General features: G+C 61.7%; 14 protein-coding genes. 4 read left to right on the top strand and 10 right to left on the bottom strand.

Annotated elements, in window-relative coordinates:
- Positions 1-22 precede the first annotated feature (22 nt).
- From HY556_10815 to HY556_10800, 4 genes are all read left to right on the top strand, one after another.
- Positions 23-289: a hypothetical protein gene (locus HY556_10815; protein MBI4394265.1), complete on the top strand. Its 267-nt coding sequence runs from the start codon at positions 23-25 to the stop codon at positions 287-289.
- 10 nt (positions 290-299) lie between these two features.
- Positions 300-2,189: an enoyl-CoA hydratase/isomerase family protein gene (locus tag HY556_10810; protein MBI4394264.1), complete on the top strand. Its 1,890-nt coding sequence runs from the start codon at positions 300-302 to the stop codon at positions 2,187-2,189.
- Positions 2,190-2,193: 4 nt separating this feature from the next.
- Positions 2,194-2,655 (top strand): hypothetical protein, encoded by a 462-nt coding sequence (locus tag HY556_10805; protein MBI4394263.1) that lies wholly within the window; start codon positions 2,194-2,196, stop codon positions 2,653-2,655.
- A gap of 70 nt (positions 2,656-2,725) precedes the next feature.
- Positions 2,726-3,556 (top strand): hypothetical protein, encoded by an 831-nt coding sequence (locus HY556_10800; GenBank protein ID MBI4394262.1) that lies wholly within the window; start codon positions 2,726-2,728, stop codon positions 3,554-3,556.
- Positions 3,557-3,788: 232 nt separating this feature from the next.
- Here HY556_10800 and HY556_10795 read toward each other — a convergent pair whose 3' ends face one another.
- The 10 genes from HY556_10795 to HY556_10750 all read right to left on the bottom strand — a co-directional run bounded on the left by HY556_10795 (position 3,789) and on the right by HY556_10750 (position 14,529).
- On the bottom strand, positions 3,789-4,169 hold the full coding sequence (locus HY556_10795) for a type II toxin-antitoxin system VapC family toxin (protein MBI4394261.1): 381 nt from the start codon (positions 4,167-4,169) through the stop codon (positions 3,789-3,791).
- Positions 4,169-4,378 carry an antitoxin VapB family protein gene (locus HY556_10790; GenBank protein ID MBI4394260.1) on the bottom strand — a complete coding sequence of 70 codons (210 nt, stop codon included), beginning with the start codon at positions 4,376-4,378 and terminating at the stop codon, positions 4,169-4,171. Before HY556_10790 ends, HY556_10795 begins: the two co-directional genes overlap by 1 nt.
- Positions 4,379-4,619: 241 nt before the next feature.
- Positions 4,620-6,530, bottom strand: coding sequence for a beta-CASP ribonuclease aCPSF1 (locus tag HY556_10785; GenBank protein ID MBI4394259.1), 1,911 nt, complete (start codon positions 6,528-6,530; stop codon positions 4,620-4,622).
- A gap of 70 nt (positions 6,531-6,600) precedes the next feature.
- Positions 6,601-7,272, bottom strand: a complete 672-nt coding sequence (psmB, locus tag HY556_10780; GenBank protein ID MBI4394258.1) for an archaeal proteasome endopeptidase complex subunit beta — start codon at positions 7,270-7,272, stop codon at positions 6,601-6,603.
- Positions 7,273-7,411: 139 nt separating this feature from the next.
- A complete protein-coding gene (locus HY556_10775) occupies positions 7,412-9,835 on the bottom strand; it encodes a ribonuclease H-like domain-containing protein (GenBank protein MBI4394257.1) in 2,424 nt (807 codons plus the stop codon).
- A 179-nt stretch (positions 9,836-10,014) separates the two neighbouring features.
- Entirely contained in the window at positions 10,015-10,185 is a 171-nt protein-coding gene (locus HY556_10770; GenBank protein ID MBI4394256.1) for a hypothetical protein, read from the bottom strand.
- A 108-nt stretch (positions 10,186-10,293) separates the two neighbouring features.
- Positions 10,294-11,160, bottom strand: a complete 867-nt coding sequence (locus tag HY556_10765; GenBank protein ID MBI4394255.1) for a transglutaminase family protein — start codon at positions 11,158-11,160, stop codon at positions 10,294-10,296.
- A gap of 11 nt (positions 11,161-11,171) precedes the next feature.
- Positions 11,172-12,158, bottom strand: a complete 987-nt coding sequence (locus HY556_10760) for an alpha-E domain-containing protein (protein ID MBI4394254.1) — start codon at positions 12,156-12,158, stop codon at positions 11,172-11,174.
- Positions 12,159-12,210: 52 nt separating this feature from the next.
- Positions 12,211-13,650, bottom strand: a complete 1,440-nt coding sequence (locus tag HY556_10755) for a circularly permuted type 2 ATP-grasp protein (GenBank protein MBI4394253.1) — start codon at positions 13,648-13,650, stop codon at positions 12,211-12,213.
- A 333-nt stretch (positions 13,651-13,983) separates the two neighbouring features.
- Entirely contained in the window at positions 13,984-14,529 is a 546-nt protein-coding gene (locus tag HY556_10750) for a hypothetical protein (GenBank protein ID MBI4394252.1), read from the bottom strand.
- Positions 14,530-14,881 lie beyond the last annotated feature (352 nt).

The raw sequence follows: 14,881 nt of genomic DNA, 5'->3' as shown, positions 1-14,881 counted from the left end.
CGGTGGGCCAAGTGTCGAGCGGGTGCCCGAAGACCAGAAAACAAGAGTGCGCTACGGCCGCGGCTGCCCGTGCAGCTTCGCCTTCGCCATGGCGCTTGGCTGGCAGATGTGGCTTTCCTGCCGGTACTTCTTGCCGCATCTCCAACACATGTTTCTCGCTGGCATCCGTTCTTCTCCGGGGTTCGTGACAAGGCAGAACCTCTTTATAACGCTTTTCGTGGGCGAAGAGGTATCCTTCCTCCTGTGGGAGACCGGAAACGGCTTTACCGCTCGGCCGGTTCACTTTTGAGGCGTTCAGTGTGACTTTGGAGATACGAAAGGTGGCCGTGGTCGGTGCCGGGAACATGGGTTCTGGGATCGCGCTCGCGTGCGCCCAATCGGGATTCGACGTGGTGCTACGCGACACGAACGAGGCACTCGTGAGGCGCGGGATGGACAACATCGCGACGCAGCTCAAGAAGCGCGTCGAGAAGGGAAAACTCAAACAGGCGGAAATGGACGCGACCCTTTCGAGGATAAAGCCGACGACGGACCTAAAGGTACTGTCCGAAGGCGCGCACCTCGTCATCGAAGCGGTCTTCGAGGAGATGAAGGTCAAGAACGAGGTCTTCGGCGAATTGGACCGCCTTTGCCCGGCGACGACGGTTTTCGCAACGAACACGTCGTCCCTTTCGGTCACCGAGATGGCCAAGGCCACGAAGAGGGCGGAACGTTTCGGCGGCCTCCACTTCTTCAACCCCGCGGCCGTGAACCTCCTCGTCGAGGTGGTGGCGGGGAATGAGACGAGTGAGGAGACCGTCGAGACGCTCACCACGTTCTCAAGGACGCTCGGAAAACTACCGGTGCGCACCGCGGACAGTGCCGGCTTCGCCGTGAACCGGGCGTTCGTGCCCCTCCTCAATGAATCCTGCCGCATCGTCGAAGAAGACCTTGCTAGCCCCGCGACCATCGACGCGGCGGCCAAGGAGGCTTTTGGCATCACGATGGGGCCGTTCGAGTTGATGAACTTCACGGGCATACCGATCGCCTACCACAGTCAGGAGAGCCTCCACAAGGCGTTCGGTCCGTTCTACAAGCCTAGCGCCGTCTTGGAAAGGGCGTTCAAGGCCGGAACGCCTTTCGACATAGCGGGCAGGATCGAGCCTGAAGCGACGAAGGCCGTGGCCGAGCGTCTCCTCGGCGTGACGCTCGGCATCGCCGCCAAGTTGGTCGACGAAGGTGTCGCCACGGCCGAGGACACGGACAAGGCCGCAACGACCGGGCTACGGTGGGCGACCGGGCCGTTCGCCCTCATGAACCGCATCGGCACGGGGAAAGCGCTTCGACTCGTCGAGGCGATCCACGCTCGCCATGGGGCCGCCTTCCCCGTCGCCGCGAACCTTCAAGCGCATGGTGGGAAGAACACCCCGTGGACGCTTCGAAGAGTGAACGTGCGGCGCAAGGGCCGTGTGGCCATCGTGAGCCTCGATCGACCGGACGCCTTGAACGCCTTGAACGGCGAGGTGTTGTCCGATCTTGAGGCCACTATCGACACGCTCCCAATGGACAAGACGCTTCGCGCCGTGGTCCTTACAGGGGAAGGCCGGTCGTTCGCCGCCGGTGCCGACATCAAGCAGATGGTGGCCCTTACGCCGCTCGAAGCGCGTCGATACACCGCGATGGGCCAACGCGTGTTCAGGAAGATCGAGACGCTGCCCGTGCCCGTCATAGCCGCCGTCAACGGGTTTGCGCTCGGGGGCGGCATGGAGCTCGCGATCTCGTGCGACATCATCGTCGCGGCAGACAACGCGACCTTCGGGCTTCCCGAAGTGGGCCTCGGTCTTCACCCGGGCTTTGGCGGCACGCAACGCCTCCCGCGCCTCGTCGGGAAGGCGAAGGCCAAGGAGCTCATCTTCACCGGTGACAAGTTCGACGCGAACGAGGCGCAACGGATCGGCCTGGTCCTGAAGGTGGTCCCCGCGGCCGGACTCCTGGGGGCGGCCGTGGCGCTCGCCGAACGGATCTCCGCGAACGCGCCCGTAGCCGTCTCGTTGGCCAAGGCAGCGATCGACCGTGGCCTCGAATCCGACATCGACTCGGGGCTCGCGTTGGAGCTTGAGACTGCGGCCCTTTGCTTCACGACGGGGGACATACGCGAGGGGATGCGGGCGTTCATCGAGAAACGGAAGGCGGACTTCAAGGGCACGTGAGCCGGTGGCCAAAGCCGTCATGAAGGCCACGCCGCGCACGCCGCGGACCACTTGGCCCGCTTCTTACGACGCGGAGGCAAGGCGCGCGTACCTGGAGGGCGCCTCACCGCGGTTTCGCAAAGCCTTCCAAGGGATCGGCCGCGCCTTCAAGTCGGCGTTTCCGGCGGCGAGGCCGACCCACATGTTCGATATGCCCGGTTGGGTCGTCGGTATCGAATGGGCGCCGCCTCCAGAGATGATGCGTGGGACGATGGACCCCTTCAAGTTCGCGATCATGATGGTGGAGGGGAAATCCGGGATGACACTCCACTTCTGGTGCCCTCCGAAATCCGGCCTGCTCCAACGGGAGAAGGTCGCGTTGGAAGCGGCTGGTTTCAAGGTGATGGTCGGCTGCCTCCGGTTCTCGAAGAAGACCGAGTATCCGGTCGCCGCGATCCGACGTCTGATAAACGCCGCGGCACGCTGACACTCATCCACCTCCTGGTCAAGGCTGCTGCCCCAAACCTTATTTGTGGCACGCTCCACTCAACGGCTCGATGTCGGTGCGGGCGGGGTATGTTCTCATCATGGCATCGCTCACAATAGCCGGGGCGCTTTCTCAAGGCGCGTTCGCCGGCACGGAGGCCAAGCCGGAGATAAAGGACGCCGAAGGGGACCCGGCTTTCCCGACGGGTGCTTTCTATGGCGACATCCTCGAAGCGTGGATAGACAAGGAGACCGACGGCACGTTCAACGCGAACATCAAGTACAAGACACTCGACGCCGCGGCGGCGCGTCAATCGAGCTACAGGTTCGACTTCGTCTACCGGGGCTACGGTTACAGCCTCTTCGCGTTCATCGGCCCCGACGGGAGCACCGGTTTCAACGTGAACAGGTACGAAAAGGAAACGTTCGAGAAGTTCGAAGGAAACGAAACGAAGGGCGAATTCAGGTACGGCAGTCCTGGGTACCTGTCGATTACCTTCCCGAAGAGGTTCCTCGAGGAGAACCTCACGCTGCCCGCGTCCACGCGCGGGAATCTGACACTTTCCGGCCTTACGGCCTATTCATGGGAGATCAAGGGGAACGGGTGCCTTGTCATTGGCTGCGCCAACGACGTTGCGAGGAGCAACGCGACTTACGTGCTTAGGCCGCCGCCGACCGCGGCCGCTCCGGAGGAGCCCGTGGAAACGGGGAACGTGACCGGCGGCGGGGTCGTGTCAAGCGACCAAGGCGCCTCGGGCCGCGATCCCGTATCGACCGATTCAAGCGACGCGGCAGACGGACCGTCCGCGACCATCGCGCCGGAAGCCAAGACGCCGATGCCTGCTTTGTTTGTCCCGGTGGCGATCCTCCTTGGCGCGCTAGCGTTGCGCCGCCGCACATGAATTTCGGGCCGACCGAGGGCATGCCATCGAGGTCTGGCCTTATGCGTACTGCCCCTCCAGGAGATCGGGCCGAAACTTGCCGCCCTGGCCTGTAGACGCAAGAAAGTGGAGGAATCGTGTGTGATTGGACGGGACCGCCGCAACTGGACGCGCCCCCTTCGAAGGACGCCTCCCGCCGCATCCATTCTTTGGAGGCCCGCAGTCGCCGGCCTGCCCGGGCGTAGGCCCCGCGTCACCAGCGGACTATTTCCAGACCGGGCATCCGGTCGAAGGCCAGATCACGCGTCACCAACGGTTCCCTGAAGGTAGTGGCCGTGGCAGCGACCTGAAGGTCGTGCCACGCAAGTGTGCGGCCCCGTTTCTCCAGTTCATGCTGGATCTCGGCCGCCTCGTGGGCCAATTCCTGCGTGAAGGCCTCGAAGCTCGTCGCCTCCGAAAGGACGCGCGCGGCCTCACGACGCTCCTTAGGGCCGAATCGGTAAAGGAATTCGACCCAAGCCGCGGCCGGGATGCGAAGTGTTTCGGCGTCTTCGATGAAAGTGTCCCGTAAGGCGACGGCGTTCGGTTCGCGTCGTTCGAATGCGATGAGAAACGAGGTGTCCAGGACGACCATCAATGGGTCTCCGGTCGATCCCGGTCGCTGACCTCGCGGATGGCTTTTTCGTGCGCGTCGATCTCGGCGCCGGAACGCAGACCCCATAGGCCGCTCAGGTCGCCTTTCCGGGTCACGCGGTTGACTACATCGCTGAAGCTTTCGCGGCCTCGCTTCAGGTTCTTGAGACGACGATACGCTTCATCAGAAAGTTGGACGAGCTTGGTCATGTATAGTCAGTATACGTTTACGGCGTATATGTGGTTTTTCTAGGGGGATGGACTACACGTGTGTCTTAGATGTGGGACGCAGATTTCCTGGTCGTGGCGCCTTAGGAAAGGGTTCATTCGTGAGCGTCGGCGCGCGGCCACAAACCCGGATCCGGGTCGCGAGACCCTCTTACCATAGCCGGACCTCCCCCAGCTACGCAGAATCGAGGCCGTAGTCGACGGCGAAGCCGTCCAGGAAGACTCACTTGAGTCTCACGGTCTCAAGGTTCGCCATCGCGTGCGTTTGCATCCTGAACTTCTTGTAGATGCTTGACGCGAGGTCGATGCACTTTGACTCTTCGCCGTGCATCACGATGACGCGGTCGGGTTTCGGGCTGATGTTGTTGAGATAATTCATCAGCTGCCGCCGGTCGCTGTGGCCGGAGAAACCGTCGATTATCTCGATCGAGAGGTTTACCTTGACGACGCGGGACTTCCCCTGTTCCGTGAACGGTATCTCGCCCCAGCCTTTTTGGAGCCGGCGGCCCAAGGTCCCTTCTGCCTGGAAGCCGACGAAAACGAGGGCGTTACGCTCGTCCGGCGCCCATTCCTTGAAGTATTCCATTACGGGGCCGCCGTTGAGCATCCCGGAGGTCGCTAGGACGATGCAGGGTTCGTTGGATGCGAGGATGCTCCTCCTCTTGTCCTGCGAATCGACCCGCTCGAAGATGGGGGAAAGGAGCGGGTTCTCGCCCTCGTGGAAGATCTGTTGACGGAGCTTGTTGTTCAAGAACTCCGGGTAGGCCGTGTGGATTGCGGTGGCTTCCCAGATCATGCCGTCAAGATGCACCGGGACGGTCGGGATCTGCTTCGTCCTCATGAGCTCCTCGAGGACGATCATGACCTCCTGGGAGCGCCCCAACGCGAAGACAGGTACGACCATCTTCCCGCCCCGCCCCGCCACACGGTTGCAGATCTCCTTCATCTGCTCGGCCGCCTGGATCCTCGAAGGCTGGAAGTCGTTGCGCCCTCCGTATGTCGATTCGATTATGAGTGTCTCAAGCCGCGGGAACTTGTTCACCGCGGGGTTGAAAAGCCACGTCTTCTCGTACTTCATGTCGGACGTGATGGCGATGTTGTGGGCGCCATCGCCGATGTGGAAGTGCGAGACGCATGAACCGATGATGTGGCCCGCGTTCTGGAAAGTGAGCTTGATGTCCGGCGCGATGTCGGTCGTGTCGCCCCACTTCAACGGGATGTAATGTTTCACCATCTCGCGGATGTGTTCGCTCTCGAACGGCATCTTCCGTCCTTCGGCGGCGGCGACCTTCAGGTAGTCCATGCAAAGAAGAGCCGTGAGGTCGCGGGTCGGGGCCGTCCCGTAGATCGGCCCGTCGTAACCGTACTTGAAAAGCAGTGGCACAAGCCCCGAGTGGTCGAGGTGGGCGTGCGAGAGGACGACCGCATCGATGCTGTTCAACGGCGAGACCTCCGGCGATTGAAGGTAAGGTGTCCCGGAGTCGTCGCTTGCGAAGTAGACCCCGCAATCGATCATGACCTTCGATTCCTGCGTCATCAACAGGTGGCAGGACCTGCCGACCTCCCTGTAGCCGCCGAGGCTCGTCCACCGGATTATCGGGTCCCTCCCCGTGCTTCCACGGTAGATGCGGCGACCCACTTTCCGCAGAAGGTCCTTCCTTTCCTCCGAGACGGAGCGCAGGTAGTCGCGGATCTCCTTGATCGTCTTCGAGGCGATCGGCGGGGTCCTCGTGACCTTCGGCGCCCAGCCTATCGCGCGCTTCAGGTCATTGAGCGTCGAACCGTGGCGGCCAATGACGAGGCCGGGCTTCTTCGCCTCGATGGTCACTTCGCCCGAGTCGGGTTCGAAATAGATCTCCGTGACCTCCGCGTCGGCCGGGACGAACTCCTCGATTCTTTTCCTGGCGACCTCTATCTCCGCCATCGCCGAGGGGTCGGGGCGGATGATGACGCGCTTTCTCACGCGTTTCGCGAGCCGACGCACCATGTCCTCGTCGTCGGCGAACTTCTCCGGCGTCTTCGTGTAGATCACGAGAAGGGCGCCCTCGAACTCGATGTCCGTCACGATGACTTCCGGCGGAAGCTCTGACTTGACTTCCTCGCGGATCTGTTTCAGTAGGTCTTCTACACCCATGGGTGGTCAACTCGATTGAAATCTGGAGCGTGAAATCGAAGAGACTTGAACGAAGAGAAAAAGCAGAACCCTAGGGGAGGTTCATCTTCTTCCTGCGCTTCTCGATCTCTTTTGCGTCGATGGCCTTGTAGCCGTCCTTCTGGGTGATGACGCAGAGGAGTATCCCGTCGCCGGACGCACTGTCGCGCCTCATGCTGGCGTTGAGGCCGCGTATCGCGAGGTCGATGCCCTCTTCCGTCGTCATGTCGTCCTTGTAGTGGTCCTCAAGGACACCGTAGATGAATGGGGAGCCGCTTCCCGTGGACACGTACTTGTCCGGGATGTTGCCGCCCGCCGCGTCGAGGCTGTACATCCAACCCCCGTCCTTGTCGACGCCGCCGATCAAGAGTTGCACCCAGAACGGGTAGAACTTGCGCCCGTTGAGGATGTTCGCCATCAACGTGGAGGCGGCCTTGACGGAGATATCGTTGCCGCGCTTCACTTGGTAGAGTTCGACCTCGGCCTGGAGCCAGCGGGCAAGCACCTGGGCGTCGCCCACAAGGCCGGCCACCGTGAGACCGAGCTTGTCGCTGATCTTGAAGAGTTTCTGGGTCGTCTTGTGGCTTATCATGTGGCCCGAAGTGGCCCTCATGTCGGTCGCCATGACCACACCGTTCTTGCAAACGATGCCGATGGTGCTCGTGCCGGTCGAGACGGCCTTAACCTGCTCGTCGAAGGACTTTGGTGTCAAAGCTTCCTGCATAAACTTCCCTCAAAAGGGGCGCTTCAAAAGCAGCGATAATGATGATGAAAGGTCTGGTACTTAAAGGTTCTGTGCGTGGGAACGCGTCGTGAGCGGACGCTGCCGGACTCGGTCTCCCCCAGAGTGCGGCGGGTCTTGGTCAGAACCAATCCTGCAAGCTCGGTTGTTTCTTCGGCGTTGCCTTTCCGCCTGCCGGGCCTCCGCGGAGCGATTCCGCGTCGAAGCCGAACTGTTCCAAGATCCGGACCGCCGCCGGGACGACCTGCTTTTCGACGTAGTATTCTGGGTCCGGCTCCTCGCCCGGTTTCAGGAATTCGACAAGTCGGGCGCGGTCGCGTAGTAGCGAGTCGCTCGGGACCTTCGCCTTGCTCGAACTCTTTTCGGCCGGCCCCGGTTTCACGATGACGAAACTGACTTTCGCGCCGATCTGCGGCTTGTAACCGGGGTTCTCCGCAATGGCCCGTTCCACCGCAAGGACGTGCGCGCCTTTCGTCTTGTAGCTTGCGAGACTCATCGTGAGCCCCTTGTTTATCGTCACCTCATCGAGCGTAAAATCCCCGGCCCGCAGCCGGGCGACGGTGGCCTTCACGAACGTCGCGGCGGCACCGGGATCGCGGTCCCGCAAGACCCGTTCCAGGCATTCCTCCTGGATGCGTTGGGCGAGAGCGCACCAGTCGCCCCTCTTCACTTCGAGGCCCTTCACGACCAAGGCGCCCTTCTTCGTGAGGCCCGCGTAACGTTTCTTCGCGCCCGTGAACAAGATGGATTCGAACTCCTCCTGCCGGTCGAGTTCGAGCGGAAGCTCCGCGTTCACCTCGGCCGCGAACATGTCGATGTCGGGCGTGTTCGTGACGAACAGCGAGTCGGTGTCGCCATAGATCACGTTGATGCCCCTCGCCTTGGCCTTGTCGACCACTTGCATGATTAGGTTACGCCCCCACGCCGCGGTTCCATCGGCGCATTCGCGTTTGTACCAACGCGCGGCCGCCCAACCGGTGTAACCGTAGAACGAGTTCGTGAGCACCTTCACGGTCTTCTGCCGGATGTCGAGATACGCGTGCTCGGCCGAATCGGGGGCCGTCTTCTTCATGTCGGCCTTGATGGAACGTCGCTCGTCGACGAGCCGCTGAAGGATCTTCTTGAAGAACCCGTCGGGCTCCTTGCGGAAACGGTAACCTACCTCGGGCGCCGTGAAGTGGGGCGTGTCCTCGCCGGGGAGCAAGACCGTGTCGGGCGAGATGTTGTAGCTTATCATGATGCTCGGGTACATCGCGGAGAAGTCGAGGACCACGACGTCGTCGTAGATGCCGGGTTTCGGGTCCAATACGACGCCTCCCTCGTACGCCTCGTCCTCGCTGAACTGCTTGTTCGGCGCGATGAGCCCCAGGTGGTGGGCTTCCGAGAGGAGGAACCACTCCACCTGTCGGCCGCGGCCCATACCGACGACCTCGTCGAGGGGCTGGCGGATGAGGCGGGCGAGTTCTACTTGCATGGGGAGGAGTTTTGCTGCGAGGTCGAGAGTGGAGGTCACGTCGTCACGGGCGTAGGCCACCAACGTCTTCCTTTTCTCGGGATCGTCCCAGTATTTCCAGATCTCTTCCTTCGGGATCATGACGCGTTCGGATTTGAGTTTCACCTTGAGGTGCTCGGCGACGTTCTTCAACGTCTTGACCTTGACGTCCGGCAGATCCCGTTGCGCGATCTTGTACAGGTCGCCGCCGGCACGACCCGTTATGCGCACGGTCTTCGCGGGCCCGAGCTGCAGGACGTCGGGCTCCGAGCCGTCGCGCCCCACGCCGAGGCCGATCCCGTGGGCTCCCGCACGCGCGACTAGGTAGGGCCAATCGAAGTTGTCACCATTGTACGTCACGAGGACGTCCGGGTCGAAGTCATGGATCTCGCGAACGAAAGCCTCGATGAGTGCTTTGTCCCCTGTCTTGCTCTCGAGCGATTGCACCTTTCCGTCCGAGCGGGCGATCGCTATGATGACGATCTCGTCTTTCCCGGGATCGGGGACCACCTTGGGGTTGTGGACCTCGAGGTCGAAAGCAAGTAGGCGAAGGGCCTCATCTTTTGGTGGCGGCGCGGCCTCCACTTTCGTCGCGACGAACTCGCCTTTGGCCTTGTCGCGCCATTCACCCTCAAACGTGACCCCGTTCATTGGGACGAGGTCGCGGTCGATGAGGTAGCGGTTGCGGAACAGGATGTCGGCTTCTCGCCACGCGACGGCGCCCGGAAGTTGTGCGGCGCGCTCGCGTAGCTTCGGGACATCGGAAGGGTGGTGAGTAACCAGTTTCACGACCCGTACGGGTCTCAGGCCTTCCTTCACCTCAACTTCGATGGCCTTCTCGACGCGGGCATTCCCGTCAGAGAGCCTCGCCGCAGCCGCTCGGAGCTTGTCAAGCGAATCGACTCCGTCGGGGACGAGGTAGAAGTACGGTTCGAAGGTGGGGTCGAGGACGCGTATGACGCGCCCGCCCGACTTCACCCAGAGGCGGACCCAGGCCCGGCCGTCGACCGTCACGTAGTCGGCGTCGAAGAGGAGGCCGGATTCGGAGACCACGACTGGCAAACGCCTCGTCGGTACATAGGCTTATTCGCGCTGGGGCCCCGCGTGCGAAAGGCGATTTGGTTGCCGTCTTGGGAAAAAACCGGGCACCTCAAAGGCTGAACGCATCGTTCTTGCCGGCGCGACCGGGTCGCGAGGTCGAACGCTGATCACGTTGGAGAAGCTGTCCGCGCTTACCCTGTCCGCGCCCATCGGCACGTGCCAAGCTCTATCTCGTGGCCGGCGGGGCATTTCATCGTCGCCCCAGGCCCGAAGTATGCGCCCTCGGGGCCGATGTCGTTGCCGGTCACTATCATGTTGACGCCGATCTGCCCGCATAGGCAGGCGGGGCTCCATTGGGCCATGTACGTGCGAATCCGCCACGGTTAATAAAACGTGAGGGTGGCGGGAACCACCGACACGGGGCGGAATGTAAATGCTACGGTGGATGAGCGTCGCCATGCCGGCGGCTTTCAGAACGTGGCGGGCGGGTTCGCGGTGAGGATCCGCGCGTCTACCTTGAAAAAGAGCGTGGAGGTGACGTTGTTGCCCCAGAAACTTCCCGTGACAGGCGCCGCCCCGCTGGGGTTCGACGCCGTCGCGACCGGCACGTGTCTTTCGAGCACGATCTGCCCGATGGTCGGGTCGTAGCCCTGCCACCCGAAGCCCGGCAAGTAGGCTTCCGTCCACGCGTGCAGTTCCCGGCCTGCATTGTCGCGTTGCCTCACGTGGTAACCGCTCACGAACCGCGTCGCGATCCCCTGCGCCCTGCAGCTTTCCATGAAGAGGACCGTGAAGTCGCGGCAACTGCCCTCGCGTCTTGCGAGCGTCACGTCCGGGGTGAGCGGAGGGCCCTCGATACGCGCCCGGTACGCGTGGTCCTTGTGGATGCGGAACGCGAGCGTCTCCAGGAAATCCAATGTGTTCCTGTGCGTCGAATCGGCGATGCGCTCGGAGTACTCCTTGACCTCGGGTCCGACCCAGGGGGGAACGAAGTAACGCTGAAGCCTCACGCCCTCGTCGCCCGGAAGTTCCATCGGCAGTTTCCGAACTCCTCGCGAGAGCATCTCGATTTCGGGCCGGGAGGGCGTCGTCTCTACTCGGGAGAAAGTCTTCACGTCGAAGCGGTCCAGGCTTCCGTCGATGCGGACCCAGACCATCACGTTCCCATCCTCGTCGATGCCCTCGCTGCGGAACGTCGGATCCGGGGAGACGTGAAGGTCGAAGTGCAGGATCCTCTGGCGTGCGTCGGCGCGGGGCTTCAACCGTATGGTCTGAAGGTCGAGCCGGACGGCGGAATTGTACCTGTACGACGTTTCGTGACTTGTCTCGATTATCATTGGTTCGGTGCCTACTGCGGGCCCCCGCTCACCGGCGCCGTTTCATCTACAGTGATCGCGGCGAAGAACGTGTCGTGGATCCCGTCGCCGACATAATTGATTTCCGTTTGGATCCCATCGAGGAACTCGTGGAAACCCTTCTGGAAGACGTCCTTGAGGTCGATGTAGTCGAGTTCGGAGCGGAGTCGTCCCAACCGCTTCTCCGCCTTGTTGTGGAAGGCCCTGCCGGGTTTTCCGCCGATGACCTGCAGCGATTCCTCCGCCTTCGTGACGCAGTACCTGATTGATCTCGGGAACTGGCGGTCGAGTATCAGGAAGTCCGCGACGTCCCACGGCGTGATGCGCCGTCGGCGGTCCTTCCTGTACATCTCGAGGGCGCTCGCTGACTTGAGGACCGCCTGCCAATGGAGATCGTCGACCGCCGAGCCCACGTCCGTGGGGCGAGGTAGGAGCATGAAGTACTTCACGTCAAGAAGGCGCGATGTCTTGTCCGCGCGTTCGAGGAGCCGGCCCATCCTTCCGAAATGCCATGCCTCGCCGTGCGACATCGTCGCGTCCATGATGCCGGTGAAAAGGTGGCAATCCATCTTGACGCGGGCGAAGAACTCGTGAGGGCTCTGGATCGCCGTGCCGCTCGCTATGGCGTCCTGGAGGTAAAGGTAGGATCGGTTCACTTGCTGCCACATCTCGGACGAGATGATCTCGCGGACACTGCGTCCGTTCTCACGGGCCTGGCGAAGGCATGAGAGGATCGAATTCGGGTTCACGCTGTCAAAGGTGAGGAAATGGATGACGTTCTCCTTCGTGGCGGGACCGAAGCGCTTCTTGAAGACGAGGCTGTCGCCCGCCGTGATGACGAGGGGCTCCCATTGGTCCGCGTGGCCCTCGGGAAGGTCCAGCGTCAAGTTGAGGTTCACGTCCACGAAGCGCGCCACGTTCTCGGCCCGCTCGATGTAGCGGTTCATCCAATAGACCGCGTTGGCTACCCGAGAGAGCATCAGCGGCCACCCCCGCGGGGAAGAGTCGGTGACGTGGTCGAGCGGGCCAACGTCACTGGCCTCCGTTGTCGGCAAGCACCCACGTGTCCTTGCTGCCGCCGCCTTGGCTCGAGTTCACGACAAGCGAGCCCTTCCGGAGCGCCACACGCGTGAGGCCCCCGGGGAGCACATGGATCGATCTCCCGTTGAGGACGTAGGGGCGTAGATCCACGTGGCGTCCCTCGAAGCCGTTCCCGATCCTCGTGGGGACCCGGGAAAGCGCGAGGGTGGGCTGCGCGATGTAGTTACGCGGGTTGTCGCGGATCTTCGCGGCGAAGGCCTCGCGCTCCTCTTTCGATGCGGAGGGACCGATGAGCATCCCGTAGCCGCCGGATTCGTTCGCGGCCTTGACGACCAACTTGTCGAGGTTGCCGAGCACGTGCTCGCGTTGTTTGTCGTCCCAGCACACGAACGTCGGCACGTTTGGGAGGATCGGCTTCTCTTGCAGGTAGTGCTCGATCATGGACGGGACGTACGGGTAGACCACCTTGTCGTCGGCGACCCCGGTGCCGGGGGCGTTGGCGAGCGCTACGTTTCCCGCGCGGTAGACGTCCATGAGGCCGCGAACGCCTAGGAGCGAGTCGCCCCGGAACGCCGCCGGGTCGAGGAAATCGTCGTCTATGCGCCGGTAGATCACGTCCACGCGCCTTAGGCCGCGCGTCGTCCTCATCTTCACTTCGCCGCCGTCGACGATGAGATCGCTTCCCTCGACGAGTTCGATGCCCATCTTCTGGGCGAGGTACGAGTGTTCGAAGTAGGCGCTGTTGTAGATGCCAGGCGTGAGGAGGACGACGGTGGGGTCGCTTTTCCCTGAAAGGTGCTGCAACGTCTCCAGGAGCTGTATCGGGTACTGGGTCACGGGCTTGATGCTCATCCTGCCCATTATCTCCGGGAGGACTTTCTTCATGACCTCCCGGTTCTCCAGGACGTAGGACACGCCGGAGGGGGTTCGCAGGTTGTCCTCGAGCACATAATACCGCCCGTCTCCGTCGCGGACAAAATCGATGCCGGAGATGTGGCACCAGATGCCTTTCGGCGGGTCGAGGCCGATGCATTGGTCGCGAAACCCCTTGCTCGTCCGGACGACCGCTTCCGGGATCACGCCGTCTTTGATTATGTGGGCGTCGTGGTAGACGTCGTCGACGAAACGGTCGAGCGCCCTGATGCGTTGTTGGAGGCCGCGTTCCAGGACGGCCCAATCGCTTGCGGGCACGATCCGTGGGACGATGTCGAACGGGAATATCCGCTCCCGGCCTTCCTTGTCGCCGTAGACCGTGAAGGTGATGCCCTGGTTGAGGAAGGCGACGTCGGCCGCCTGCTGGCGCCGGCGCATCTCCTCGTCGCTGAAGCCCTCGAGGGCGTCGACGAGCACAGAGGCGCCCTCACGGGGTTTGCCGTCGGCCGTGAACATCTCATCATAGAATCCGTCGGTCTTGTAGTGGTCGAACTTCAACCGGCTTGCCTCGCCTTTGTCTTGATGCAGGCACATCGTCGGATATAGAAGTACATGTGGGCGAAAGACGCGAACAAGACGCGACGGATGGCGGGCCGTCAAAAATACGGTTTCCTCCTAGTGCTCTCCGCCTCGAAGGAAATCCTCGTGGGCCATGACGAAAAACCGAATGATAACCGGTGCACGAACAGTCGGCCTAAGGATGGGATGGGTGCGCCGATCCCCTGGAACGGGAGTTTATCGTCAATGCCAGACAGTCAAACGGACGCTTTGTGTTCGCCGCCAAGCGCGCGCCGTGATGATGCGCATGCTTCCGACGAGGAGGTCAGCCGTCTAGTTTTCGGGCACCGGCCCGGCGTGCGGGTTCGGCTCCGTCAACCATGGCGCGAAGACCACGCCAAAGGTGACCCGGCCCCCGTAACCAATCTCCTCGGGCACGATGGGGTCGAGAATCGGATCGAGAGCGTTGTCGCCGCGGTTGTAGGTGGGACCGTCAGGGTGGCCCCAGTAGTTGTTAGCCGCCGGCACGATGGCGGTACATCCTCCTTGCAAAATGGCCCAATCCGTTGTATTGACGAAGTTATTGAACTCGACAATCGGATAGACCGGAATCCCAGCGCAGGAGTGGAACGGGGAGAACCCGAGGGGCGTGTTTCGGATCTCGTTGCCCAACAGGGCGGAGGTGGCGGTCGAAGCTGATTGCCATACGGCCGCGGCAGAGGAATTCTGGATCGAGTTGTTCGAGAGAGTTGCAGATAGCCCTAGAACAATTCCTTGATCATTGCTTTCGATTGTATTGTTGCTGATCAATCGATAAGTGTGGCCTGTCATCGTGTTTTCCAACGCGCCCACATCGACGCCAATCCGAATTGCGGCCATGAAGCCTTCTAGGTGGTTTCTGCCTATCTGGAATACTTGTCCCGTTAGAGTCATGTCACTAGGTAGGCGCCCGTCGCTTGACCTCACTCTCACGTCAATTCCATGCGATCCCGTGGCTGGTGTCTGGTTCTCGTCGAAACGACTCCCATTGTGGATGAAATTGCTTCGTATCGCGAAGCTTTTGGACACGTTCCAGACTTCAATAGCTATTCTGAGATGTTTCAGCGAAACTGGGACAAAAAGGTCTTCTGATTTCTGAACGGTTCCCACCCCGCTGACCAAGCGGGAAGGGAACACGAATGGAAAACGAACAGAAGCGGAAATGGACAGCGCGCGAGAAGATGGAGATCGT

The organism is Euryarchaeota archaeon, from assembly GCA_016207515.1.
Lineage (GTDB): Archaea > Thermoplasmatota > SW-10-69-26 > JACQPN01 > JACQPN01 > JACQPN01.
The sequence above is the reverse complement of the archived record's forward strand: the minus strand, read 5'-3'. Positions and strand labels throughout refer to the sequence as shown.

Excerpts from the sequence above, each read along its gene's own strand:
- HY556_10800 (MBI4394262.1), top strand. The coding sequence starts at position 2,726 with ATGTCGGTGCGGGCGGGGTATGTTCTCATCATGGCATCGCTCACAATA.
- HY556_10795 (MBI4394261.1), bottom strand. The coding sequence starts at position 4,169 with ATGGTCGTCCTGGACACCTCGTTTCTCATCGCATTCGAACGACGCGAA.
- HY556_10790 (MBI4394260.1), bottom strand. The coding sequence starts at position 4,378 with ATGACCAAGCTCGTCCAACTTTCTGATGAAGCGTATCGTCGTCTCAAG.
- HY556_10785 (MBI4394259.1), bottom strand. The coding sequence starts at position 6,530 with ATGGGTGTAGAAGACCTACTGAAACAGATCCGCGAGGAAGTCAAGTCA.
- psmB (MBI4394258.1), bottom strand. The coding sequence starts at position 7,272 with ATGCAGGAAGCTTTGACACCAAAGTCCTTCGACGAGCAGGTTAAGGCC.
- HY556_10770 (MBI4394256.1), bottom strand. The coding sequence starts at position 10,185 with ATGGCCCAATGGAGCCCCGCCTGCCTATGCGGGCAGATCGGCGTCAAC.
- HY556_10765 (MBI4394255.1), bottom strand. The coding sequence starts at position 11,160 with ATGATAATCGAGACAAGTCACGAAACGTCGTACAGGTACAATTCCGCC.
- HY556_10760 (MBI4394254.1), bottom strand. The coding sequence starts at position 12,158 with ATGCTCTCTCGGGTAGCCAACGCGGTCTATTGGATGAACCGCTACATC.
- HY556_10750 (MBI4394252.1), bottom strand. The coding sequence starts at position 14,529 with ATGGCCGCAATTCGGATTGGCGTCGATGTGGGCGCGTTGGAAAACACG.